Raw genomic sequence first — 24,027 nt, forward strand, 5'->3', positions numbered from 1 at the left:
ATTTATTATATGTATGGAGATAAACCGTATACGTGAAATTAAAGTCATTCTCATCGTATTTTACCCGGTTTTAAAAATGCATAACAGAAATTTCAAAAAAACCCGCTCATGTGATGATATATAAGTCTTATTTAGCTATGTGTATCATGAACCATACATAGAAGGCGGAAGAAAAAGAAACAATAAATTTGAATCCACCTATCATTACTATCCTGATTTCGAGTAACAGCCTAAGTTACTGTCAATGAAGAGAGGAGGGGAAATTCGTGTCCAATGAAGAATATGAATCCCTGTTAAAGAAAGCGATTGAAGCAGCACCAGATTGGCTGAAGAAGGACGTTGAAAGCATTGTAGGTAAGGAAGAATATGCTGGCGTTAGTTATCTGATTTCAGAATTACATCATACCTATACATTTAGTCTTAGACATATCCTTTCAGCTAAGCATCTATCTAGTGAATGGTCAGAAGTATCGAGAGAACGATTACGCTTTATCGATAATAACATTGATATTATTGTTGCTCTTTATAATAATATAAAGAATCGTCAATAACTAAAGGTCCTAGTGACGCTCTGATTACTAAAAACGTTCCTAAATTATTAGTGTCAGGCCCCAGTCTGCTATTTAAATGCAGGCAGGGGCCTGGCCCTAATATTCCTGTTACTTCACGTATTCTTTTTCGCTATTGTCTTTTTTAGGAGCAACCTTTGTTTTTTCAAAGGTAATGAGAGCATTCCAACTGCCAGATGATTGACCATCTGCATAGTAGGTAGGTTCGGAATCTTTGTCTAGAATTCCTAATAGCATGGCTAAGTGGCGACCTCCAGATTCAACTTTTGCCATACTTGCATATTGAGGCAGCATGTTGTAAGCCATTTCATATTCTTTATTCATAATATGCTCCACGAACTCTTTATCAAGGGCGTGCTCAGATAAAGTTGGTTTGTTATGTCTGCCACGAACTAAGTTGTGAGAAAGGGCTCCACTGCTTATAAAGACAATTTTTTTATCACTCTTATGCAAAACTTTAGCGATCGTTTGACCCCATTTGTATGTTTCTTCAAGATTGGCAGCTAAAGTAACAGACAGATTGACTACTGGAATGTCTTCATTTGGTACGAGATAGCGTAAAGGAACAATCGTACCATAATCCCATACAAAATGTTCATCTTGGACTTCTATGACTGAAAGACCCGCTTCTTTACCAGCTTGAACGAGTTGAAGACCTAATTTTTCATCCCCTGGATAATGATAGGGTACATCTTTTATTAATTCTGGTGCTTCGGTAGCTGTAAGTAAACCTTTATGAACAGGATAGCAGTCTACATAATGAGCAAAGGTTGAAGGCCAGTGGCAGGAAACGAGGACAATGGCATCTGGCTTGACTGTTGCAAGATCCTGTGCGATTTCCTTCATTCCATCTACCATTGCTTGTTGAAAATCAGGTACTTGATCCTCGTGGCATATGCTTGGAACACGTGGGGCTAGAATACTAAATTCAATCGTCATAAATATCCCTCCATTAAAATAAAAAAACTTATTAATATAAATATTCTGCTAATATTAATGATAGCGTTGCCGTTTTCCGTTAACAAGACTCTTATTCTTCTATGGTGTTACATTCTTACCAAATATGACTCAATAGAAAAGGGTAGCGGCTCTTTCAGAAACTGAAAGGGCCGTTACCTTTTTTGGCCACTTTGACGCTGCGAAAAAACTTTGCGGTAAAAGGAGAGCGAGTTTCATCCTATTATTTTTCACATATAAGCTTCAGTTTTAGCTCATGTTTTACTCCTTTTCTTTGGGGGTACAGTAATTATGAAAATAGTTTTAAATTGGAGGTTTTAATTTGGCAAAGGTTGCATTTCTTCTAGCGAGCGGATTTGAAGATTCTGAGATGAAAAATCCCTATGATGCAGTAAAAGAAGCGGGACATGAGGCAATTATTGTAGGCTTAGAAAAAGGTGCAAAATGCGAGGGGAAAAAAGGAACGGTTTCCTACACGGCTGATGTTGGGGTATCTGAAGTAAAGGCGGAGGACTTTGATGCAGTTGTTATCCCTGGTGGAGGTTCTCCGGAAGCATTGCGTGTGAATGAAGATATTATTCGTTTTGTGAAGGAGATCAATCAAGAAGACAAATTAATCGCTGCCATTTGTCATGGACCACAGGTCTTGATCAGTGCTGATGTTCTAAAAGGAAAGGAAGCAACATGCTACATCGGAATACGCGATGATGTCAAACTAGCAGGGGCGGACTACCACGATAAAGAAGTGGTTGTTAGCGAAAACCTAGTGACATCTCGTACACCTGATGATGAACCTGCGTTTATTCGTGAAACTCTAGCAAAATTATCCTAAACCTAATTTAACTTCATTCAGCAAATTTATTTTGTACCGATAGCTTGCGACAGGTACAGAAATCCCCCGACTTCTATAAGTGAGGAATGGATGGAAAATGTTTTTTTATTCAGTAGGGGTTCAAACCTCGCTGAATGAAGTTAAGCCTCCGGCGGATGCCTCGGATTTTTTAAAGGTATTTTTCCGAGCGAGCTCGAAAAAAATCCGGGCGCAAATTCGGCGGGCGAATTTGATTCATGAAGATAAAAAATCGGTTCTATTAACGATAGAACCGATTTTTCTATGTTTTCATTTGCTTGCAGCAAAACATACACGCTGCGAGAGGGTGAAGCATTTAAGTGTTCTTTTCAAATTGATCAATATATAAATTTCCTTTTGTGCCCACGACAGCATACGAGATATCCAATACGGTAAGGTTCTGTTTTTTTAACTCATTGTTTAGCCAAGCTTCATTATAGATGTTTTGTTTAGATATGTTTTCGTATAGAATCTGTCCGTTATAGATTAGTTCAACCGGTACGGTTTCTGATGATTGAGTTCCTGAAGTTAAATCTTTCTTGGTGGTATTTCGGTATTGTGGTTTTTTTAAGACAGAGAGGGAGCCGTTTATCTCTAAAATTGCAAGTTCTACCTCATCAATACTGAAAATATCTTTACTCCGCAATGTTTGTTTAAGTGAATCCATTGTATACCCCAGTTGTTTCATTCTGTCTTCAAGGATCTCTCCATTTTTGATTAAAGTAGTAGGTTCTCCAGTGATCCACTTGCGAAAGCGTGAATTTTTAATGGCAATAAAATTTAACATGTACACGACGGTACTCATAATAGCCATAGCGATGACAAAATAGAGGAATTTAATTTTGATATTGAATGCTAGATTTCCTGCAATGGTTCCCATCGTAATGGAGGCAATATAAAGATGGTATGTTCTTTGGCTAATCGTCTGTTTACCGAGAAACTGGACAAAGATCCATAATAAAATAAAAGCAGTAAGGGTTCTAATTATAATTTCAATCGATCCTGGCATCTCAGTTACTCCCTTCAAAAACCCCTAAGAATTGAATGGATAAATAGTTTATACAAACTTCTTAAATACATGATGTAATTGGAAAAGGATAATAAAACTAGCTGATAATTTAGTTCCGATTTAGATTTCGATTTTATGAGAAAGGTACAGAGGTAAATGAAACCTATTATAGTTTCGACAAAGGATAGGGTAATATTCAAGGACTGAGATAAATTTTGAGCAGTGGTTCATTCTCATGTTACAAAGATCCATCAGACTTATCCCATAGAAAAAAGGGTTTCTATAAGAGAATATTAACAATAATTGGTATAATAACTGTGGATAGTATTTCGTACGTACAACAAATAACAAGAAACGGTAGGTGTTAAGACCTTTGGATTTTCAATATGAATTTAATTCTTTGATAACGACATTTGTACAGGAGGAACCTGAGAATCTAGCTAAAAGGCTTTATAATTGTATAGAAGAATCTGGAATCAAGCTCTATGCAGTGGTAGATCATCAAAGGGATATGGAGGCACTTCAAGTATACTCATACCCAGCTTTTACTCTTATATTCGGAAATCCCCGAATGGGATCCAAATTATTAGAAAAGCTACCAATGGCTGCGATTGATATTCCACTTAGGATTTCGATTATTAAATCAGAATCAGGTGAAGGCAGCAATATCATTTTCCGAGACATGGAACATCTATTTACAGATTATATTAAAGAAGTGGCAGATCTTCGTAATTGGGCACAAGAGGTTAATCAGATAGTGACGAGATTAGTTGAAAAATGTGTTGATAGCAACTAGTGTGAAATATTAAATGAGCCTCCTTTTCGGAAATAAATGACGTTCCGTTAAAAGGAGGTTTGTTAAATGGTTCATATTTGTATACTGAACAGCGCAACTATCAATAACTTTTTTAAAACCTTAGGCCGAAGTCACAGGGACGCCCCGATAAGAAAACGCTTCAATTCAGGTCTAATGCCCTATTTTTTCGTTATGGAAGAAGTAGTCATTGACAGTTGAGCGATTTTACCCGTAAAGTTGCTTATGATGCAATTGAAAACGGGGGAGTACAAATGTTATTTATTAATAATCTACTTCTGGATATGGAACTAGATCCTAGATTAGTAGAATATCTTTCGGTAATGATCAAGATTGTGCTAATTGGGCTTTTATGTGTCTTAGCCAATTTTATTTCAAAAAAAATTGTGATCAGGATCATCACTCGTATTGTGACAAATGCCAAAATCAAGTGGGGGAATATCCTTTTAGAAAGAAAAGTTTTTCGAAAGTTATCCCATATGGTTCCTGCGATCATCATTTATGCGTTTGCTGCAACATTTCCAACTTATCAATCGACCATTGAGAAATTAGCCGTTGCTTATATGATAATTGTAGGATTAGTGTTTATTCAAAGCTTATTAAATGCCCTGAATGATATCTATCAAACTTTCGAAATATCCAAGATTAAGCCGATTAAAGGATATGTTCAGGTCGTTAACATTGTGATCATGACTGTAGGGGTCATCCTCGTGATCTCAAGTCTAATGGATAAAAGTCCTCTTATTTTATTAAGTGGGATTGGGGCTCTTTCGGCCGTTTTAATGTTAGTATTTAAGGATTCATTATTAGGACTCGTGGCGGGAATTCAGTTGACGGCTAATGATATGGTTCGAGTGGGTGACTGGATTGAAATGCCAAAATATGGAGCAGATGGGGATGTAATTGATATTTCGTTAAATACCGTCATGGTTCAAAACTTTGACAAAACGATTACGATGATCCCAAGTTATGCCCTTATTTCCGATTCTTTTATCAACTGGAGAGGGATGCAAAGCTCAGGTGGGCGACGAATCAAGCGTTCTCTGTATATCGATACAAGCAGTATTACGTTTTGCACCGACCAAATGATTGAGAAATTTGTTCAAGTTCATTATCTTTCAGATTATATTATTCAAAAAGAAAGAGAAATTACGGAGTATAATACAAAAAATGAATTCGATCTGAAAAATCCTGTAAATGGCCGTGCCCTTACCAATATCGGTGTTTTTCGGGCGTACATTAGTAATTACCTCAAAAATCACGAAGGAATCAATCAAGAAATGACTTTAATGGTAAGGCAGCTGGCACATAGTGAACACGGGGTGCCTTTAGAAATTTATGCGTTTACCAATTCTGTACAGTGGGCCGTATATGAAACAGTACAATCCGATATTTTTGATCATTTATTTTCCGTTGCACCAGAGTTTGGACTTCGAGTATTCCAAAACCCAACTGGGGCTGATTTAAGAAACAAGGTAGAAGATTCGACAGATAAAGCTTTAATTAGTGAAAAAAGCTATTAATAAAATTAAATAAGCTACCGAACAAAACCGACTGTTTTAACTAACACAGTCGGTTTTGTTCATTTAAACTGTTAAAGTTCGGCGTGTCACAAATCGGGGAGTCACTGTGACTTTGAATCCGGTGACAACGAATCCTATTTGGTATGCACTTACTGCAATCGGGAAAGATAAACTGTCATGCTATTATGAATGGAGGAACTTAAAATGAGCAAAACAATTTTCATTACCGGTGCAGGCAGTGGGCTCGGCAAAGGTGCTGCCATTGGACTTGCCAAAAAAGGGCATCGTGTGATTGCTAGTACAGAGCTGACTTCTCAAAAAACAGACCTTTTGCGGGAAGCGCAGGACCAGGGACTAGATATAGAAGTGATTAAAATTGATATTACAAACCCTTTGGATCTCAAACAGATTGAGAAGTATGATTTTGACGTATTTGTTGCAAATGCAGCCATTAATGAACGAGGGCCACTAAGTGAAGTACCGATGAACCGTGTTCGCGCTCTTTTTGAGGTAAATGTTTTCGCTACCTTGGAAACCGTACAGATCGCTGCACGGAAGATGGTTGAAAAGGGAAGCGGGAAAATTGTCTTTATGAGTTCCATTTCTGGAATTGTGGCATCTCCCTATAACGCTCCATATGCCGCTACAAAACATGCGATTGAAGCGATTTCCCATGCATTAAAGTCGGAACTTCAAGGATTTGGAGTAAAAGTTGCCACTATAAATCCAGGTGCCTTCAAGACAGGCTTTAACGATCGAGCAGCAGAAGAGTTATGGAAATGGTACGATGAAGAAAAGAACTTCACGAAAAAAGAAGATATTCAAAAGGCGGAAGAGGGGTTAAAGAACCAGTTTGACCCGCAGGATTTAATTGCAAAAATGGTAGAAATCATCCCAGCTGACCAACATAAATTCCGAACGGCCTATCCTCAGCAAACGGAGAATCAGATGAAACAAGAAGAACAAAAGTGGTGGGAGATGGACATATAGGAAGCTTCTGCTAGTTCTAGTAACAGGTAGTATGGGTTGTTGATAAAAAAGGGAAAAAGAGAAAGATCATGAGAATCTCTTATAGATAACCCAATTCTCCAAAATAACCAAAAAATCCCTTTCCGCAAACGTTAAAGTGGAAAGGGGGTTTCACTTTTTTCAATCAAACTTTCCAGCTCAATTTAACTTCATTCAGAAATTTTTTTGTACCGATAGCTTGCGATAGATACATAAGTCACCAACTTCTTTCAGATTATGTACTAACACTTATAATCTTCTATAAAACTATAGATCGCTTCATTAACTTGTTGAGGGTTACAAAGATTACTAGGGTCAAATGCATTTTCTACAGCTATAAAATTCCCCTCTGGTGCAGTCATGGCAATTTCTTTATTTAACCGCACAATTTGGGGTGATTCGTCTCCGGCAAGTGCCAGGATTGGAATAGTAGATTCTTTGATCCGATCTAAATTATTTAATCCAATCGTTCCAATTAATTGCATCAATAAGATCATCGATTTTCGATTTTTTAAGAAGCGTAAAATTTCTTCATAAGTTAATTCCCATTTCGAATAATATTGGTAAATCGGTAGTAACCATTTGTAGGGGACTAACATGGAGATTAAGAAGCCTGCGCCCAGCAAACCAATTCTTATATCATCAAAACTATAAGGAATGATTCGGGCATACGAATCAATAATCACTAATTTTTCCACACGTGTTTCATGTATTTTTGCCATTTCTTGGGCAACCATCCCACCATATGAAACGCCGACAAAAATTGCTCGTTCAATGTGTAAATAATCCATTAATTCAACAATACTTTTAGCATGTAATTTCAAGTACTTCCATGGGTTCAAGCATTTAAACGGTTCAGACTGACCGGTTCCTCTTAAGTCTAATGTGATGGTCTGAAAAGATTTCGAAAGATAATTTACTTGTGGGGCAAACATTTTATGTGTGGACCCTGTACCAGGTATAAATATGATCGGAAACCCTTCCCCTTTTACCTCATAATACATCCCTCTATAGTTCATTAATTGTTCAAACTTCCTTTCTGTTTCGTGTTAGCAATGAACTAGTTGCTGTTTATCTATGTATATACCCAATTATTACTATATTTATAGTTAAAGAGATAAGAAATTTTTGTGTAAAAGATCTCTTTAAACATTTAGAAATGGTATTGAATATATAAACGTAAGGGGATGGTATTAAAAGCAAGCGTATTCTTCTAATACGTTGCTCAGGAGAAGTTCCGACTTCTATAACTTTGGGATGAGCGCATATATATTTTTTGATTCAGTGGGGGGCAAACTCCGGTTAAATGAGGTAAAAGCCTTCGTTGGATGTTTCGGGTTTTAAAAGGTAATTTCTCGAGCAGCTCGATGACGGGTCGAATGTTCTAGTCAGGCGAAAGCCCCAGGATATGACGTATTGAAGTATGAGAAAAATTGAACCCAAATAGGCGAATTGGGTAAAGAATTTAGGCCTATTGGTTCTTTGGTTGGATCATCTAGTGCGTGTTAAACATTCAAATTCTACAACCAAAGATATTTGTAGACATTAAAAAACTTGGCATCATACCAAGCTAAATGGAGTTGCTTTACTATTGAGTATTTGTTTCTGTTAAAACCAACGATGACAGGGATCGCGAACCATCTGCTTCTAATAGTGGACTTTTTTAAAAAGGTCATCATTAATAATGAAATGCATCATAGGTCTCCGGTATATTACTTTCCTATGGATAAAAAGGCTGCTAGCATAGGAACCTAAAAATAATTTTTCTTAACGGCTACACCCTTGAACTGTTTTCGTATTTTATATTTTTGACCTTCCTAAAATATAAGGAAAGTAGTTTTTAATAAAATAAGCAATAGGAGCAATGATTAAAATAGAAACCATGGTATAAAACGATCCAATCCAAATTTTGTTTAAAAATGATTCATTTTCTAAAGTCTTCTTAAACACCATATTCAGTACACTAAATACAATACTTTGATGTAATGCCAGGTAGATCAGAGAATTTTTACCTACATACTGAAAAACCGCATTTGTTTCAATCTTCTGTACAGCAATGAGGAAGGCGATAATACCTGAAAATGCGGCAATGACAAACAAAGCATAGTTGCCATATTGACTCTCATACATATCGACCCTTTCGCCCGAAAGCAGATAGTTAAGATATCCAGTTGTAATGTTAAGGAAACAAAAGATCAGTAGAACTTTCATATTTATTAAATGAGTTAGTTTCTGGATGCTTTCTTTATAAAAATACCCCGCACCAAAAAAAAGAACAGCCATAAAAGCGGCATCAATATTCCAAGGCAGCGGCTTTCCCAATAACATACTATACATATAACCGATAAGAGATATAATCATTAGTGCAATAGCTACTAAAAGATTTGTTTTGAGCTTAGTTCTCAAAAAGTAAAACAACAGTTCAGTTATAAATAGACATGTTAAGAACCAAAGCGCCCCAATATGAACCGTCCAATCTGTGTTTCTGTTCCCAATGAAGGTACCTATTAACGGTTTAAACAAACTACTTGAGTATTCTATATCTCCAATTTTATACCTAAATAGAAACCAAAAATAGACGATGATGGAAAAAGAAAAATACGGGATGATCAATGATTTACATTTACTAGTAAAAAGTTTTGAAAAACGATGATACTTAGTTGGTGAAAACAAAAAGCCTGATAAGAAAAAGAACAAGGGCATGTGAAAAGTATAAATAAATGTCTTGAGCATCTGTGGAATGTGATCATGAGCAAATATCACTAATACCATCCCAATTCCTTTACCTACATCTAACCATCCCAATCTCCCTTTCAAAATAGATCCTCCTTATTCAACAAAGCAATCTCCATTGTTAGGATGCCTACTATTTTGATATTTACTTTCTTATAATGGAATTTTTATTATGAAGCGTGAAACAGAACACCGGAATGATAAGGTAAAGTTTTTTATATTTTAAAAATGACTTAATTATAAGGAAAGAGAGAAGAGGAAACAATCTTTCGGAATATCGGGGTTATGAATAATAAACAAACCGAAAATAACTAATATTATTTGTAGGTATTCTAACTCAAAATAGGATAAAGTGAGGAAAATCATGAAAAAAATAATCATTTTGCTATTAATCAATATCTGTATTGTTTTTCTACCAACACAAGCTTTCGCACAAAAAAGAGTTCCTATTTTAGTCTATCATTCCATTGATGAGTATAAAGGAAGTGGGTCACAAGATTTGTATGTCACACCTAAAAATTTTGAAACTCAAATCAAATACCTTCGGGACCATGGATTCACGTTATTAACCTTTGAAAATTGGCAAGATATAAATCATGTTGATAAGCCCATATTTATTACTTTTGACGATGCCTATAAAAATAATATTAACGCCTTTAGAGTTTTTCAAAAACTGCAAAATCAATCCTTTAAACCAAAGGGGACAATATTTGTTATTTCAGATTTTATTGGTCGGTCTAATCGGTTAACAACAGATGAATTGAAGATGATGGTTAAATCAGGTTTTATTTCTGTTCAATCACATACGGCAACCCATCCTGATTTAACAAAGATATCAAATTATGAAAAAGAGTTAAAAAAGTCGAAAGAAAAAATTGAACAAATCACGGGGAAACCGGTTATTGCTTTGGCTTATCCATATGGAAAGTTTAATAATAAGGTAGTAGAAGAGACAAAGAAATATTACCAATACGGACTGACAACAATACCAAGCCCTTATGTAAAGTCAGGAATAAAAAACGAGATGTATTATTTGCCACGAATTTATGTCAAATATTTTACAACTCTTGACGAATTTGCCAAGATTGTTGAAGGGGCATAACATTTGAACAATTGATAAACTAAAAGAGCAATGGGACCTCCACTTTTCTGCCTGAAGGTATAGTATTCGAACGTTTCATTATTGAAAAATAAGCAAGATCCCTACCTCTAGATTCTAAGTACAACTAAAGAAAATAGATGGGGGATCATTGCCTGTAAGGCTTCAAAATAATGAGTGCATACTAAATACGCCTACAGAAACTGCTTTGTGACTTGCCTAGAGCTTTCCATCAGCGGGGATGAAAGAAAACCTCCACTGATGGAATTTTTACTTTATTAACTACAGCAAGCCTCACGACATGCGTCAGCACATTGTCTACAAATCTCAGCACATTTTCGCCAGATGGGATCGTCGAATTTTTCACACGCTTTTGCACAAGCATCACAGATATTAGCGCAAAAACTGCTTATTAATTTGGCGTTTACACTGTTACGTGAAATCATTTGGCTTACTAGAGCACAGATGTCAGAACAGTCACGTAAAATTTTTAGGCAATTTGCGTATTCCTCTTTTGGGGAAGTACAACACAAATCAAAACACTCATTACATGCTTGAATACACAGATTACAAGCATCTAGACACTCTTTCAGATAAGTGTTCAGTTGGTCCCCAATTGCATAAGTATTTCCTGAAGGGGGTGCAGTTTCCGTCATTTTTACCGAGTTTTTTGTCACCATTTCCAAAGTTTCAGCCTCCAAAATAAATGTATTAGGGTAGTAGAAAAAGTAATCGCACAAAAAAAAGCGAACGTTACCGAACAGGTACACGTTTCGCCTCTCTTTGAAGAGTCGGCTTATACTTTTTTACTACGCAATAAATATACTGTTGATTCGCTGTAATTATTACAATATTTAGATAAAAGGCGAATGAGTTTTTTTCATCTAATACCTATAGTTTTATAGTGTATTTTCTACTTTGAGTTAATTTCTTCATTTATTTTGTTCAGCCATTCTTGATAAGAAGCAATCGTTTCTTTGATTTCAGTGATTTTTTCCATGTTACCTGAACGTTGAATCTCAACCATACGGTCTAATGACAAATGGATAAAACCCAAAATGGTTTCTTTTATTAGCTTAAGTTCGAATTTGGATCGATTATTAGTAAGTTCCTTGTCAATCATTAGGCCTTCTTTGAAAAAGGTAGAAGTGCGCACAGAATTCTCAATGATATGCTTTTCTCCAGACAAACTCATACGTTGAATGAGACGATCAAATAGTTCTACCAGCAGTGGGTCTTCTGTTTCTATCCTAAGATAATTAAGATACAATTGAGGCTCTATTTTAGAATGAAAGATCATAAAAGTAGCTTCTTCTTCCTCTCGAAAAACCGTTATCGTTCTTGTGTTTTTCATGGCATGTTCTTCAAGCATAAATCCCAATTTGCTTGCAAAAGATTTCCACCATTTGTAGACTTCGGATTGAAAAACCCCTTTTATATTACGGTAAATAACAACCTTCATATTCACTCCCTCCTGCTTATTGTAGTTAAGGAAAGCATCTATGATTTGTATTCGGTCCAATTTTTTCATTGTAAACGGTCATGTCTTGGAAAGCTGAAGACCTAAAAAAGAATTTGCATGATCATAAAACGAATAAATTGCTCCTCATGTTCTCAAAAGTTGAGTAAAACAGTCGACATTCAGTCCTTAATTTCATGATATTTTCCTATAATAAATACCGTGAAGGCAATAGCCTAAAATAACAAAACATTTTCGGGGCGTCACAGGGACGCCCCGAAAAATGGTTAAATAACAAAAATGCCCCCTTACCACAAATGTTGGGCAAGGGGGGATATTCTAAGTGTTTCGATTTCACTAACTGGACGTTAGGGCAATGATAACATTTATTATCATTTTTACAGAAAAAGTTGTAAAATTAAAAGAATATATTTATTATTCTTATCCGATATCATTTGAAATGAGTGTAGGACCTGATATCGTTATTCCGATTTATTTCTTACACTGTAACGGACGTCACCATACCCTTGCTCTTGCAAGTATGCCGATGCCTAAGCGAATTCAGCACTTTATGTTCGAGGTGAAATCTCTTGATGATGTGGGACATGCCTACGATCGACTTACAGATGATATCACCCTCACACTTGGAAAACACAGCAATGATCATATGATCTCATTTTATGCGATGACCCCATCTGGAATTGAAGTGGAGTATGGATGGGACGGAAGACCTGTGGATGATACTTGGAGTGTAGCTAGACATGATACCATCAGTGCCTGGGGCCATAAACCCGTTCGACAAACCCTGATCGTTTAATTCCAAAGAAGTCGAATGAACCTCAAGCGCTATAAGAAATTAAAGTTGCTGTGACGCCCCAAATCATGTTTTTCATAAATAGTTTTTCCAGAATTAATAAAACAGGCACTGTCCAGTAAATAGGACAGTGCCTGTTTTTCTAACATTAAATTAATGATTCTCAGGAGCGCTTATCCCAAATCCCGTGTTAGATTTAAAGACGACCTCTTCATATCGGCCTTTATTTGGACTCTTTTTAGCATATAAGATGGTTCCAACATAGGCTCCAATAAAACCTAATGGAACCGTAAATATTGTTGGGTTTGCCAATGGAAATAATGGGTCACCCGTTAAGATTGCTGCACCATCAGGGCTCCATACATTTGGACTTAGCAAGACTAGGACCACTGAACTAATGAGGCCGACTAACATTCCTGTTACTGCACCACCTGTATTGAAGCGATTCCAATAGATAGTAAGTAACATAACTGGAAGGTTCGCACTTGCCGCAATCCCTAAAGCGAGAACAGATAAAAAGGCAACGTTTAAATTCTTTGCTGCTAAAGCTAAAAGAATAGAAGTAATGGCAACGACAATAGAAGAAATACGGGCAACTTTCATTTGTTGCTTTTCTGTAATATTTCCTTTTTTAATAATTTGTCCATAAATATCATGAGCAAAAGCAGATGCTGACGTTAAGACGAGAGCAGAAACAACGGCAAGAATGGTTGCAAACGCAATTGCTGAAACAAAGGCAAAGAGGAAATCTCCGCCAACAACTAGAGCTAACAGTGGAGCAGCCATATTCCCGGCTGGATTTGCTGCTGCAATATTATCCCAACCAACAAAGGCTGTTGCACCGAATCCTAGGAAGACAACCATAATGAAAAATGCGCCAATAAACCATGTTGAGTAAAATACAGATTTACGGGCAGTTACTGCATCTTTAACCGTGAAAAATCGAATCAATAAATGAGGCAATCCTGCTACCCCAAGAACGAGTGCGATATTAAGAGAAATCATATCTAAACTATTACTGTACTTATTTCCTGGATTCGCTAGATCGGCTCCAAATGGAGTGGCCGTTTTGATTTGATCAAACATTTGGATGATGCTGAAGTTAAATTTAGAAAAAACCAAAAACGTTAAAACAAACGATCCTCCAAGTAATAAGATGGCTTTGATGATTTGAACCCAGCTAGTTGCCGTCATCCCGCCAAAAATAACATAAATAGTCATTAAAACACCAACAATGACAACAGCGATCCAATAATCAATTCCTAGCATTAAACTAATGAGACCACCACCGCCCACTAATTGGGCAATCATATAGAAAATCGAAATAACAAGTGTACTAGCAGCGGCTGTCCCACGAACTTTATTTGATTGAAAACGGGCTGTAATCATATCAGCCAATGTGTATTTACCTAAATTTCGCATCGGTTCCGCAACTAAATACATTAAAAATAGAAAACCTAATAGATTTCCGATACTCATATAAAATCCATCAAATCCAATTAATGAAATAGCCCCTGTTATTCCTAAGAATGAAGCCGCAGACATAAAATCACCGGCTACAGCCAATCCGTTTTGAGTAGCCGTTAGACCTCCGCCAGCCGTATAAAAATCACTGGTACTTTTAGTCTTTTTTGAAGAAAAATATGTGATCAATAAGGTTAATGCAATAATTCCTACAAATAGAATGATAGAAAGGATGCTCATTCACTTAACTCCTTTTGATAGTTTGTTAAAATAGATTTTGATAAGTTATCGTACTTTTCTGACTTCTTAACATAAATAAATCCGCATATCCAGACAATGAGGAATTGTGTGAAGGCAAAAATCCAGGCACCCGTAATAGAACCAATGATTTCTGTATGCAAGACTTTGGAATAAGCGGCTAATAAAGGTAAAGTAAAGTAAAAGATCAGGAAAAAGACTGTTGTTGGAATAATAAATGCTTTTTTCTTTTGCAATAGCTCTTTGAACTCTTTTGTTTGAATAAGGCTATCATAAGGTATACCTTCCTGTTTTTGGATTGCAGGTTTTTCGTTAAGCTGAATCGCTTGTTTCATATACATCCTCCCCTAATATATAACGTTTTATTTTTACTAACCAATATTAGGTTATACCTAACAAGGTAATCCCCTATTAATGAGTAAAGTAAGGTTTACACTCACCACTCCTTCCGGATACTAGTAATTCACTTTCCATACGTTGTAAGAAAATTTGTTATACATTAAGAATATAACACACATAAGAAATGGAGTAAATAATATATTTAAATTTTCAGAAAAATTATTGGTAGTCACTGTGACCACCCGAATAATCTTGTTTCACAAATGTTTCATGATCATGACACCAATCTTATGAACTGAACGGCAGAGTTGTACGTTGTTCACTTTTGCTAGACAGTGTTAAATGGATGGCGAGATTCTTTGGAAAAGAAAAAGCCATTCCCATATTCGGGAACAGCCCTGTTCATCCTTTAATTGTTATGAAGGATCGTGTTAATTATATTTAATTCTTCTTTAGATAGATTAATTTCACTTGCCTGTACGTTTTCACGAATTCGCTCTTTTCGTTTGCCTCCTGGAATGACTGAATCAATACCTTCTTGAGCTAATAACCACGCTAATGCCAAGTTAGGGAGAGACGTTTCTTTTTGAGTTGCAAAAATCTTTGAGTTTCTCAACGATTTCAAGGTTTTTTTGGAATAGCTCACCTTGGAATAAAGGGATAGAATTGCGCCAATCTTCTGAGTCTAACTTCGAGTCTGTTGTAAATCCACAACCTAGTAATCCAAATGCTAGTGGACCATATGGAATAAAAGATATGTTATTTTCAACACAATATGGTAATAATTCTGCTTCAGCAGAACGATCTAACATACTGTATGGTGATTGTAATACAGAAATATCACCATTTGCGTTCGCTTCTTTCAATTGATCAGGCGAGACATTTGAGATCCCAATTGCACGTATTTTTCCTTCATCTTTTAAACGAGCTAATTCCCCAATAGATTCAGCAAAAGGCGTATCGTTGTCTGGGGAGTGTAGATAATATAGGTCTACATAGTCTAATTGTAGTCTTTGTAAGCTCTTTTCAAGTGCTTCTCGCAAATATTCCGGACGATTATCTGGTTTAAAGGAACCATCTTCTACCTCTCTTTGTGATCCCTTCGTTGCCATGACAAAGTCATCGCGTTTCAATTTCTTTACAATTTCACCTATTAGCTCTTCAGAACGTCCAACTCCGTATATATCAGCTGTATCAATAAAGTTTACTCCATTATGTATGGCTTCTCTTACAAAATCCTTACCGTCTTCTTCATTTAAGTTTTGAAATAAATTATGCCCACCAACTGCATTGGTTCCAAGTCCAATAACGGAAACTTTAAGTTCGCTCTTTTTTAATGTTGTATATTTCATGTTTATTCCTCCTAACATTGTGAGTTTTATTATAAGACTTATCGTAATATAGAAAAATATAATTCACAAATCATTCGTTTACGTTTATATTTAATGAACTCATTTAAATATAAATGAAAAAATCACTATTTACTTTAACTTTTCGAAATTTTAATCAAGCGTTCATCCAATATTAACATTCGTGTCCTAAGATGATTTAGTAGATTAATAGATTGGAGGAAATAGGATGATTAAGATGAGAAAAAAGTTATTGTCTGGCTGCTTTTCACTAGCTATGACGGCCGCCTTGTTGACAATACCTATAACGGCAGATGCGAAAGAGAACCTTAAGGAAGGGGAGAGGTTTGAGCTTACCATTCTCCAGACGAATGATTTACACGGCCATTTGGATGATCTCACGACACGAAAGGATGGAACGACTCACCACAATTCGATTGCAAAGTACGCGACCATAATTGAAAGCGTACGCAATGAAGAGGAGAATGTACTTCTCGTTGACGGTGGAGATGTCTTCCTTCGCGGTGAGTTTCAGGCGGGTCAAGGAGAGTTAGAGACTTCAATATTGAAAGCATTAGATTATGATGCGATGGTTCTCGGAAACAATGACTTTCGTGTTTACCCAGCCGGGGAGGGGACACCAGAGAGCCGCTATGAACAGTTAAAGGATTACCACCGCAACGTAAACTTTTCAATTCTTACTGGGAATGTTATTGATAAAAGAACAGGAAAGTACATACAGAATGTTAAGCCTTGGAAGAGTTTTAATTTTAAAGGTATTAAAGTTGGCATGATTGGACTCACTTCAATGAAGCCAGAACTACGCGGTTGGAATGATGTAGCAGATCTCGATTTTATCGAACCGCTTGAAGCCTTAAATACGTTGCTTCCTAAGATGAGTGAGAAGTCGGATATTAACATCGTCCTTTCACATGCCGGTAATGATGAAGATCATCAATTGGCTAAAGTTCCCGGAGTTTCAGCGGTACTAGGAGCGGATACACATAAGATTATTCGAACACCTGAATACGAATTCAACGGAGAATCGATGGTGCCAATCACCCAAGGCGGTGGAGAACAAGAACATTATTTAGGTCGTTTGGATTTAACTTTTAAAGTCGTTGACAGAGAAATGAAGCTCATCGATTCGGATGGATTCCTCTACGACATTACTAATGTTCCGGCAGATCCAGAGGTACAAGCAATGATAGACAATTATCGTGCAGAAATGATTGTTCAATAATAGTAAGAAAGATAAAAGAGTTTTTGAAAAGTACTTGTCCCTTAATGTGTGTATAGATTAAGGGACAAGTACTTTTGATATTTATTTTGTACAACGGTGTCATCCCTGTAGAGATAAGCAGACGAGAAAAGCTTGACATGAAACCAAGCTAATTCGCACTGCTATTATGTTTGTTTTTAAGTATTCGTTCTGTAATGAATCCAACGATTATACCGATAATAACAGGGATAAGTGAACCTCCAGCCTCAAACAGCACTCCTTTGGACGGATTTTCTTTATAAAAACTCCAACTTAAAAATGAAATGTCGAATATATTTCCGATTGTATATAAAATCCCCATTGATAATAAAGCTGCTAATAAAGGAAACCAAATTCCCTTTTTCATCACGAATCCACCACCTCCTAGTTTCCATTTTATGAAAAAAGTGTTAATTTATCTTAAATATAACTGTAAATCTTTATAAAACTTCCTTTTTAGTAAAATCCTGAACTATTTTGACCTTTTCTAATTTAATAAGTTCCGCCATTGTAAGTTTAGGGATAATTTCATGTCTTTCAAAATCTAATTTATTGGTGATAGTTGTTCTAAGAGTGTAACAATTGACTTAATAGACATTGGTGAAAAATTAGAGGAGAGATAATATGCTAGAATTAAAAAAGTGGAAAAATGGGGCAAAAGGTCATCGATTTGTTTTATCTTTTAGTGGTGGGAAAGATAGTGTTTTAGCTTTATATAAAGCCAAACAGGTTGGTGAAGCGATTGGACTTCTTGTGATGTTAGAAGAAGAGGGGAAACGTTCTCGATCCCATGGAATGTCGCCTGGGCTCATCGAAGCTCAAGCTAAATCGATTGGTTTGCCAGTATATATGGCCGCCTCAAGTTGGAGAAATTATGAAAAAGAATTTATCCATCTCTTAGAAAAGGCAAAAATTCATGGGGCTGAGGCCTTGGTTACGGGGGACTTGGATATGGAGGCTCATGGGTGTTGGCACGAAAAAGTAACAGAGCATGTAGGTTTAAGGCTTGGGATGCCTTTATGGGGGATGAATCATCGGGAAGCGGTCAAGGAATTTATTAATTTAGGCTTTGAAACAATAATTGTTACTGTTAATTTATCGTTAGGCATGCGAGAAGATGATTTAGGAAGAACGTTAACTCATGATTATGTGGAAGAACTTGAGGATCGTGGAATTGACCCTTGCGGTGAAGGTGGAGAATTCCACACCACTGTTATTAATGGTCCTATTTTTAAATTTCCTATACATGTACGTAAGTGTGAGATTTTGAAGGATGGAGAGTATGCCTTTTTACCGTTGGCATTAAAGGACGCCCAGAAAAATAATTAGGAATCGTTCAAGATTGATCGTCTATTCAAAATATTATATAGTTTCAGTTGGTATGTAAATTAGATGATTTAGATAGAAAAATAATAAAAAAAAGGATTTGTTCCATATGAATATTTGTGTTTTGGACGGATACACATTAAATCCTGGTGATTTAAGTTGGAGTGAACTGAAACAACTGGGGAAAACGGATATTTATGATCGAACCCCTCTGGAGCTCATTTTCGAAAGGGCTGCAAACGCTGAGATCGTCTTAACCAATAAAACCCCTCTTAGCAAGGCTACCCTTGATCGCCTTCCTAAGCTAAAGTATATTGGAGTACTAGCAACAGGTTATGATGTTGTGGATATTCAGGCTGCGAAGGAACGAGGAATTGTTGTGACAAACATTCCTAACTATGGTACAGCATCAGTGTCTCAAATGGTTTTTGCTCTGTTGTTAGAACACTGTCATCATGTACAACATCATAGCGATGCAGTGATGGAAGGGCAGTGGGGAAAGAATTCGGATTGGTGCTTCTGGAACTACCCACTTATTGAGTTGGCTGGTAAGACAATGGGAATCGTTGGATTAGGAAGAATCGGACTTCAAACAGCACGGATTGCTTCAGCTTTTGGGATGGAAGTGTTGGCCTATAGCAGACATCAACGTGAAATGGACTTGCCTGGTTTTAAGTGGGCGGATAATTTGAATGAATTAATGAGATTATCGGATGTAGTAAGCTTGCACTGCCCGTTAACCCCTGAAACCGAAGGGATGATAAACTCTGGGAATTTATCAATGATGAAACGTACTTCCATTCTTATCAACACGTCACGTGGCAAGTTAGTAAACAACAACGATCTAGCTGAGGCGTTAAATGCTGGAGTTATTGGTGGAGCTGGATTGGACGTATTAGCAGTAGAACCACCGGAAGAAACAAATCCATTGCTTCAAGCAAAAAACTGTATTATTACGCCACACATAGCCTGGGCTACGAAGGAAGCGCGCAATCGTCTTTTTGATATTGCCGTTGATAATATAAAGGCTTTCATCGCAAAGATCCCAAAGAACGTAGTATCTTCGTGAGATTTTTCTAACATATTCCATATTAAAAGGACCGACATAGGAGATTCATATGATGATTAGGCAAGCAACAATAGATGAGATGTTATCTCTTTGGTACAAATTTTATACTTCTGAATATTTTACAAAAAATATTCAGAAGGGGAACACCGAATTTTGGGCAATCGAACATCATGCTAGATTGATTGGTGAGTTGTATCTATTCAAAGAACTTGATGATCCAGATTTTGCGGACGGCAACACAACTGCTTATCTATATGGATTTCAAATTGAAGAAATCATGCGAGGGAAAGGCCTAGGGACCGTGCTCATAAAACGCGTTTTGCAAAGAGTAAAAGAGTTGGATTTCAAATATGTAACCATCGGCGTTGAACCTGATCATGAACCAAATATTCGATTATATAAGAAACTGGGGTTTATAGAAAAAATCAAAACCGTAAACGAAAACCCCTGTGATGTAGATGAGAATGTAATGCCTATTAAAGGTCCAGCTTACCTATTGTTGCGTAAAGCACTCTAACTCATTCGGTAAATGTGTTTAGTATCGAAAGCTTCGACAACTATAGTATTCCTTCACCTCCAGAAGTGGGCTACAAGTTTGGTTGATTAGTATTTATTGATTTAGAAAAAAATCTTCTCCTCTAAAGTAAACGACTAGGGGAGAAGAATACGAATCAATTAATTTTTTGAATAGATTAATGGTGGTTCGATCACTTCTTTTGCTAAGATATCTAATGCATTTTTAACTAATGTTTGACGAATTTGATTTTCTTTTTCTGCTTCTAATGTCGGATTACCCACAGGGTAAGGAATAGCAACTGTTGGAACAATGCGGTTCGCACCGACAGACTGTGAGATCGTAGTAATTGTAGCCATATGAATAATAGGAATACCATAACGTTCAATTTCTTTTACTAACGTTGCACCGCAACGTGTACAAGTTCCTCAGGTGGAGGTTAGGATAACACCATCTACACCAGCTTCTTTCAATTCTTGTCCAATTTCACGACCAAATTTTTCAGAATTTCCAACAGCAGTACCCGTTCCTGTTGTAGAGTAAAAAAGGTGATAAACCTCGCCGATATATCCATTTTTCTCGAAATGACGAAGTTGGTCCAGCGGAGCCACACGGTCAGGTAACTCATTGGCGTAAACAGGGTCAAATCCACCATGGACCGTGTAATAATCATCACCTAATTTATCTAGTTTAGAAATATCGTATTTAACCCATTTTTGTGCAGAAGCTGATTGCAAGTGATCAGGATTTCCTTTAGGAACAATTCCACCAGTAGTTACTAAAGCAATCGTTGCTTTAGACAAATCAGCAATTGCAGGAGCAGGATCGACTTTGTCGAACTCAGGCATTGGCAATTCTGTTTCGAATTCTTCATTTTTAAGTCGTTTTAAAAGCATATCTACAGCACGTTTTGCCCCAATTTCTTCAGAAAGGATGGTCAAACGTCTTCCTTGTGTGAAGTAGCCGTCTTGCTTCGGTTTTACTTTTTGGTCAGATAAAACTTTATTTGCAAGTTCAATCATTGCTGGAAGAGCCTTACGCATTCCGGCTGCAGAGTCAGAAGTTGGAATCACATAAGCGTTTAGACGAGCTATTTCAAGTCCTGGATTTTCCTCATACATACCTGAAATCACAGGAACCCCTTTTTTATTGAAATATTCGGCAACACCCGCACAAGCCATTCCGTAACGCCCTGCATTGAAAGCAGGGCCAGCGATCACTAAATCAGGGTGAATATCGTTATAAATCATTTCTAAAAACTCAAGAGCTTCCTCATTGTTTTCATTGAAGAAGTTATCCCCACAGATTAAGGTTCCGGCAAACTCTCCATTGTTTTTAATCCCACCAGCAAAAGCAGTAGCAAGCCCAACAGGTTCTTCTTTAAACAGAGGGGCTATTCCAGCTTTGTCTTCACCGCCAATTTGGCTGAAAAATTGGTTTAAGTAGTATAACACTTTTTTACTCATTTTGTTCCACCTCCTAGTATAATTCTACTGTTGCATTGTGTGTTCCGATCTCAGAAGTTGCTCCAATGATTGCGTTTAATTCACATTTCATGATGCCAGTTTCTATGTCGTATGCACCATCCCAGCCACCCGCAATATTTGCAATGGCATGAGGATCTCCTAAAATCTCATCGGCCTTTTCAAGTTCCACAACATGACTAACATTGCCTGTGGACACAACAGCAACAGCTTCTTCTTTAGCATCTGTAAGAGGCTGACTCGTACCCTCCCAGCCAGAACACTCATCCGTAATTAGAACTGTTTTTATACCGTCTTTTTCAAGTCTTTCACAAATCATAACCAAGTCAGAGTCGGGGTTTCCGTATCCCTCTTCGGAAATAATAACTCCATCAGCTCCTAATTGTTTACAAATTTTAGCTGTATAATCGGTAGCTATTAATTTACCGTCCATTGTTGTTAACTCGGGTTGTAATACAATACCGATAAAGTTAATTTCATTGCCATGTAGTTTGTACAACTCTTTAATTACTGCATTATTTTGATGCTGGTAAGTGGTAATTTTATCGCATGCAGCAACACAGTTACCAGAAATAACCGCATGATCCAGCTCTTCATTTGGATGTAAGTAAGTGGGCAAGATTTGTCCTGAGTTTACACCATAGATGTACCCATCATGAAGTAACCCCTGGGAAATTAACATCTCAACATAAGCAACTTTCGGTAATTCAGGGTATTTTTCTGTTTCTTCTTTAATTGTTCCAAGTTCATATACTTCAGATACAAAACTAGCAGCTTCTCTGGCAGCTTCTCCAATTATTTCAGCTGCTGTTAAGCCTGCGATACGAACCGTTTCTTCATGCTCATGCGGATGCAAACCGTCTACTGGTGTAATGTCTACAACAATATTTTTAGTTTTTGAGAAAGGTGTCCACTTAGCGCCTTCACCCCACATATCGATAATTCCTTCTTGGAAACCCACTATATCTCCAATGGTAACAATGGCAACTCCATCTAACGATTTAACTACGCCGTCGCCCATTTGAGTGATGCCGCTAGTAACTCCAGGAAAACCACTTCCATCACCTTTCACTTTAATGCGGGGTTCGATGACATCTTTTACGGGAATAATTCGCTTCTTCTCACCAGGCATAGCAATATCGACATTAATATCCTTAATGTTGGGGAGTTCTTTTAAATGTTTAATTAGGGTATCTCTATGAATGGTTAACTGTGAACCGTGTACTTTGGTTTCATCGCCAAACACGATATGATCGATTTTAACTTTTTGAATTTCAAGTCTCATATTCTCATCCCCTTCTAAATTTCTTTAGCTCTTCTAATGCTGTACTAGTCAGTTCAAAGTCTAGTAACTCATAGTCAGATTGACGAGAAACTTTCGGTTGTCTTTTTCCAATTAGATTCTTGTATTTTTGAATACTCTCGCTGATAATCTTCATGGATTTCTGATCAAAATGTATAGTGTCTGAAAGAATAACACTTTTAACCGGTGAATGAAGCATTCCGATACTTGCAGAAAGGGGATGAGTATGTAATTTATGACCAATATAAACAAAATCACGTACTTTTTGGTATAAATCATGAATATCTCCGTCTATTAAAATAGCATCTTGGTAGTTTTCAGCAACTCTCTTATTATTTGTTACTATCATCCATTACTCACCGCCTTATCGCACTTTCAATAACTTTTTCATGATCAATAAATCACGAAAAATTATTTTAATAGAATAAAATAGCATTATTAATTTGTAACTAATCATAAAGTTAGCAAAAGCCAAAAATGATAAACAAAATGTAAGCGCTTTACTTTTGTTAAATAAACATTAACATATTTTTTGTAATAAAACAATATTTAGAAAAATTAGTCAATTAAACTATTATTAGTATAATAACCTTTTAAAACATTTTAAAGTGAATAACCCGCAATAGAATTCAAAAATAGGCAACGCTTTTATTATTACTAGTTTAAAAATGTCTCTAATAGAAGAACCTTAGCTCTTGCATTGGGAAGGGGGTATTCGAATAAACGAGAGAGGATGCATGCTTATAAGAGTATTAAATAAATACGCAAAGGAATTATTTTAAAAAAATATCTATAAACGGCTTACATTATTTCAAAATAATAATT

23 protein-coding genes and 1 pseudogene are annotated in these 24,027 nt (G+C 36.6%); 11 read left to right on the forward strand and 13 right to left on the reverse strand.

Translation table 11 applies throughout. The features are described from left to right. Positions 1 to 266: 266 nt before the first annotated feature. On the forward strand, positions 267 to 551 hold the full coding sequence (locus tag R4Z10_RS10060) for a hypothetical protein (protein WP_338473028.1): 285 nt from the start codon (positions 267 to 269) through the stop codon (positions 549 to 551). Positions 552 to 659: 108 nt separating this feature from the next. Here R4Z10_RS10060 and R4Z10_RS10065 read toward each other — a convergent pair whose 3' ends face one another. After that, the gene (locus R4Z10_RS10065; RefSeq protein ID WP_338473029.1) at positions 660 to 1,508 is read right to left on the reverse strand and encodes an extradiol ring-cleavage dioxygenase; all 849 of its coding nucleotides are present in this window, start codon (positions 1,506 to 1,508) and stop codon (positions 660 to 662) included. A gap of 340 nt (positions 1,509 to 1,848) precedes the next feature. Between R4Z10_RS10065 and R4Z10_RS10070 the strand changes: the two genes are divergently transcribed. After that, positions 1,849 to 2,358, forward strand: coding sequence for a type 1 glutamine amidotransferase domain-containing protein (locus R4Z10_RS10070; RefSeq protein ID WP_338473030.1), 510 nt, complete (start codon positions 1,849 to 1,851; stop codon positions 2,356 to 2,358). Positions 2,359 to 2,692: 334 nt separating this feature from the next. On the opposite strand, the gene R4Z10_RS10075 is transcribed toward R4Z10_RS10070, so the two are convergent. Beyond that, complete coding sequence (locus R4Z10_RS10075; RefSeq protein WP_338473031.1) at positions 2,693 to 3,385, reverse strand: DUF421 domain-containing protein; 693 nt, start codon at positions 3,383 to 3,385, stop codon at positions 2,693 to 2,695. A 373-nt stretch (positions 3,386 to 3,758) separates the two neighbouring features. Between R4Z10_RS10075 and R4Z10_RS10080 the strand changes: the two genes are divergently transcribed. From R4Z10_RS10080 to R4Z10_RS10090, 3 genes are all read left to right on the forward strand, one after another. After that, entirely contained in the window at positions 3,759 to 4,181 is a 423-nt protein-coding gene (locus tag R4Z10_RS10080; RefSeq protein WP_338473032.1) for a DUF302 domain-containing protein, read from the forward strand. 272 nt (positions 4,182 to 4,453) lie between these two features. Then, entirely contained in the window at positions 4,454 to 5,722 is a 1,269-nt protein-coding gene (locus R4Z10_RS10085) for a mechanosensitive ion channel family protein (RefSeq protein WP_338473214.1), read from the forward strand. A 204-nt stretch (positions 5,723 to 5,926) separates the two neighbouring features. Beyond that, a complete protein-coding gene (locus R4Z10_RS10090; RefSeq protein WP_338473033.1) occupies positions 5,927 to 6,712 on the forward strand; it encodes an SDR family oxidoreductase in 786 nt (261 codons plus the stop codon). A 260-nt stretch (positions 6,713 to 6,972) separates the two neighbouring features. Here the strand turns inward: R4Z10_RS10090 and R4Z10_RS10095 are convergent, their stop codons facing one another. Then, the gene (locus tag R4Z10_RS10095; protein ID WP_338473034.1) at positions 6,973 to 7,749 is read right to left on the reverse strand and encodes an alpha/beta hydrolase; all 777 of its coding nucleotides are present in this window, start codon (positions 7,747 to 7,749) and stop codon (positions 6,973 to 6,975) included. Between the two features lie 781 nt (positions 7,750 to 8,530). Next, complete coding sequence (locus R4Z10_RS10100) at positions 8,531 to 9,547, reverse strand: acyltransferase family protein (protein WP_338473035.1); 1,017 nt, start codon at positions 9,545 to 9,547, stop codon at positions 8,531 to 8,533. A gap of 280 nt (positions 9,548 to 9,827) precedes the next feature. Here R4Z10_RS10100 and R4Z10_RS10105 point away from each other — a divergent pair, with 280 nt between their 5' ends. Continuing rightward, on the forward strand, positions 9,828 to 10,565 hold the full coding sequence (locus R4Z10_RS10105; RefSeq protein WP_338473036.1) for a polysaccharide deacetylase family protein: 738 nt from the start codon (positions 9,828 to 9,830) through the stop codon (positions 10,563 to 10,565). Positions 10,566 to 10,840: 275 nt separating this feature from the next. Here R4Z10_RS10105 and R4Z10_RS10110 read toward each other — a convergent pair whose 3' ends face one another. Next, positions 10,841 to 11,242 (reverse strand): four-helix bundle copper-binding protein, encoded by a 402-nt coding sequence (locus tag R4Z10_RS10110; protein WP_338473215.1) that lies wholly within the window; start codon positions 11,240 to 11,242, stop codon positions 10,841 to 10,843. Positions 11,243 to 11,475: 233 nt separating this feature from the next. Next, positions 11,476 to 12,024, reverse strand: coding sequence for a hypothetical protein (locus tag R4Z10_RS10115; protein ID WP_338473037.1), 549 nt, complete (start codon positions 12,022 to 12,024; stop codon positions 11,476 to 11,478). A 373-nt stretch (positions 12,025 to 12,397) separates the two neighbouring features. Here R4Z10_RS10115 and R4Z10_RS10120 point away from each other — a divergent pair, with 373 nt between their 5' ends. After that, positions 12,398 to 12,838: a VOC family protein gene (locus R4Z10_RS10120; RefSeq protein WP_338473038.1), complete on the forward strand. Its 441-nt coding sequence runs from the start codon at positions 12,398 to 12,400 to the stop codon at positions 12,836 to 12,838. Between the two features lie 150 nt (positions 12,839 to 12,988). On the opposite strand, the gene R4Z10_RS10125 is transcribed toward R4Z10_RS10120, so the two are convergent. The 3 genes and pseudogenes from R4Z10_RS10125 to R4Z10_RS10135 all read right to left on the reverse strand — a co-directional run bounded on the left by R4Z10_RS10125 (position 12,989) and on the right by R4Z10_RS10135 (position 16,248). Then, positions 12,989 to 14,539: a cation acetate symporter gene (locus R4Z10_RS10125; protein ID WP_338473039.1), complete on the reverse strand. Its 1,551-nt coding sequence runs from the start codon at positions 14,537 to 14,539 to the stop codon at positions 12,989 to 12,991. Then, entirely contained in the window at positions 14,536 to 14,892 is a 357-nt protein-coding gene (locus R4Z10_RS10130) for a DUF485 domain-containing protein (protein WP_338473040.1), read from the reverse strand. The genes R4Z10_RS10125 and R4Z10_RS10130 overlap by 4 nt, the downstream gene beginning before the upstream one ends. A 413-nt stretch (positions 14,893 to 15,305) precedes the next feature. Further along, a pseudogene (locus tag R4Z10_RS10135) lies at positions 15,306 to 16,248 on the reverse strand (aldo/keto reductase). 226 nt (positions 16,249 to 16,474) lie between these two features. On the opposite strand from R4Z10_RS10135, the gene R4Z10_RS10140 reads away from it, so the two are divergent. Further along, positions 16,475 to 17,488 carry a metallophosphoesterase gene (locus R4Z10_RS10140; RefSeq protein WP_338473041.1) on the forward strand — a complete coding sequence of 338 codons (1,014 nt, stop codon included), beginning with the start codon at positions 16,475 to 16,477 and terminating at the stop codon, positions 17,486 to 17,488. Positions 17,489 to 17,636: 148 nt separating this feature from the next. Here R4Z10_RS10140 and R4Z10_RS10145 read toward each other — a convergent pair whose 3' ends face one another. Beyond that, on the reverse strand, positions 17,637 to 17,873 hold the full coding sequence (locus R4Z10_RS10145) for a hypothetical protein (RefSeq protein WP_338473042.1): 237 nt from the start codon (positions 17,871 to 17,873) through the stop codon (positions 17,637 to 17,639). Positions 17,874 to 18,130: 257 nt separating this feature from the next. On the opposite strand from R4Z10_RS10145, the gene R4Z10_RS10150 reads away from it, so the two are divergent. The 3 genes from R4Z10_RS10150 to R4Z10_RS10160 all read left to right on the forward strand — a co-directional run bounded on the left by R4Z10_RS10150 (position 18,131) and on the right by R4Z10_RS10160 (position 20,418). After that, positions 18,131 to 18,835, forward strand: a complete 705-nt coding sequence (locus tag R4Z10_RS10150) for a diphthine--ammonia ligase (RefSeq protein ID WP_338473043.1) — start codon at positions 18,131 to 18,133, stop codon at positions 18,833 to 18,835. A 106-nt stretch (positions 18,836 to 18,941) separates the two neighbouring features. Further along, entirely contained in the window at positions 18,942 to 19,901 is a 960-nt protein-coding gene (locus tag R4Z10_RS10155) for a D-2-hydroxyacid dehydrogenase (protein ID WP_338473044.1), read from the forward strand. A gap of 52 nt (positions 19,902 to 19,953) precedes the next feature. Next, positions 19,954 to 20,418: a GNAT family N-acetyltransferase gene (locus tag R4Z10_RS10160; RefSeq protein ID WP_338473045.1), complete on the forward strand. Its 465-nt coding sequence runs from the start codon at positions 19,954 to 19,956 to the stop codon at positions 20,416 to 20,418. A gap of 158 nt (positions 20,419 to 20,576) precedes the next feature. On the opposite strand, the gene R4Z10_RS10165 is transcribed toward R4Z10_RS10160, so the two are convergent. From R4Z10_RS10165 to R4Z10_RS10175, 3 genes are read right to left on the reverse strand one after another with little or no spacing between them, the layout of a single operon-like run. After that, positions 20,577 to 21,881, reverse strand: coding sequence for a glycine/betaine/sarcosine/D-proline family reductase selenoprotein B (locus R4Z10_RS10165; protein WP_338473046.1), 1,305 nt, complete (start codon positions 21,879 to 21,881; stop codon positions 20,577 to 20,579). 13 nt (positions 21,882 to 21,894) lie between these two features. Beyond that, positions 21,895 to 23,184: a glycine/sarcosine/betaine reductase component B subunit gene (locus R4Z10_RS10170; RefSeq protein ID WP_338473047.1), complete on the reverse strand. Its 1,290-nt coding sequence runs from the start codon at positions 23,182 to 23,184 to the stop codon at positions 21,895 to 21,897. A 4-nt stretch (positions 23,185 to 23,188) separates the two neighbouring features. After that, positions 23,189 to 23,551 (reverse strand): GrdX family protein, encoded by a 363-nt coding sequence (locus R4Z10_RS10175; RefSeq protein ID WP_338473048.1) that lies wholly within the window; start codon positions 23,549 to 23,551, stop codon positions 23,189 to 23,191. Positions 23,552 to 24,027: the final 476 nt, after the last annotated feature.

This window comes from Niallia sp. XMNu-256, assembly GCF_036670015.1.
Taxonomy (GTDB): domain Bacteria; phylum Bacillota; class Bacilli; order Bacillales; family Cytobacillaceae; genus Bacillus_BD.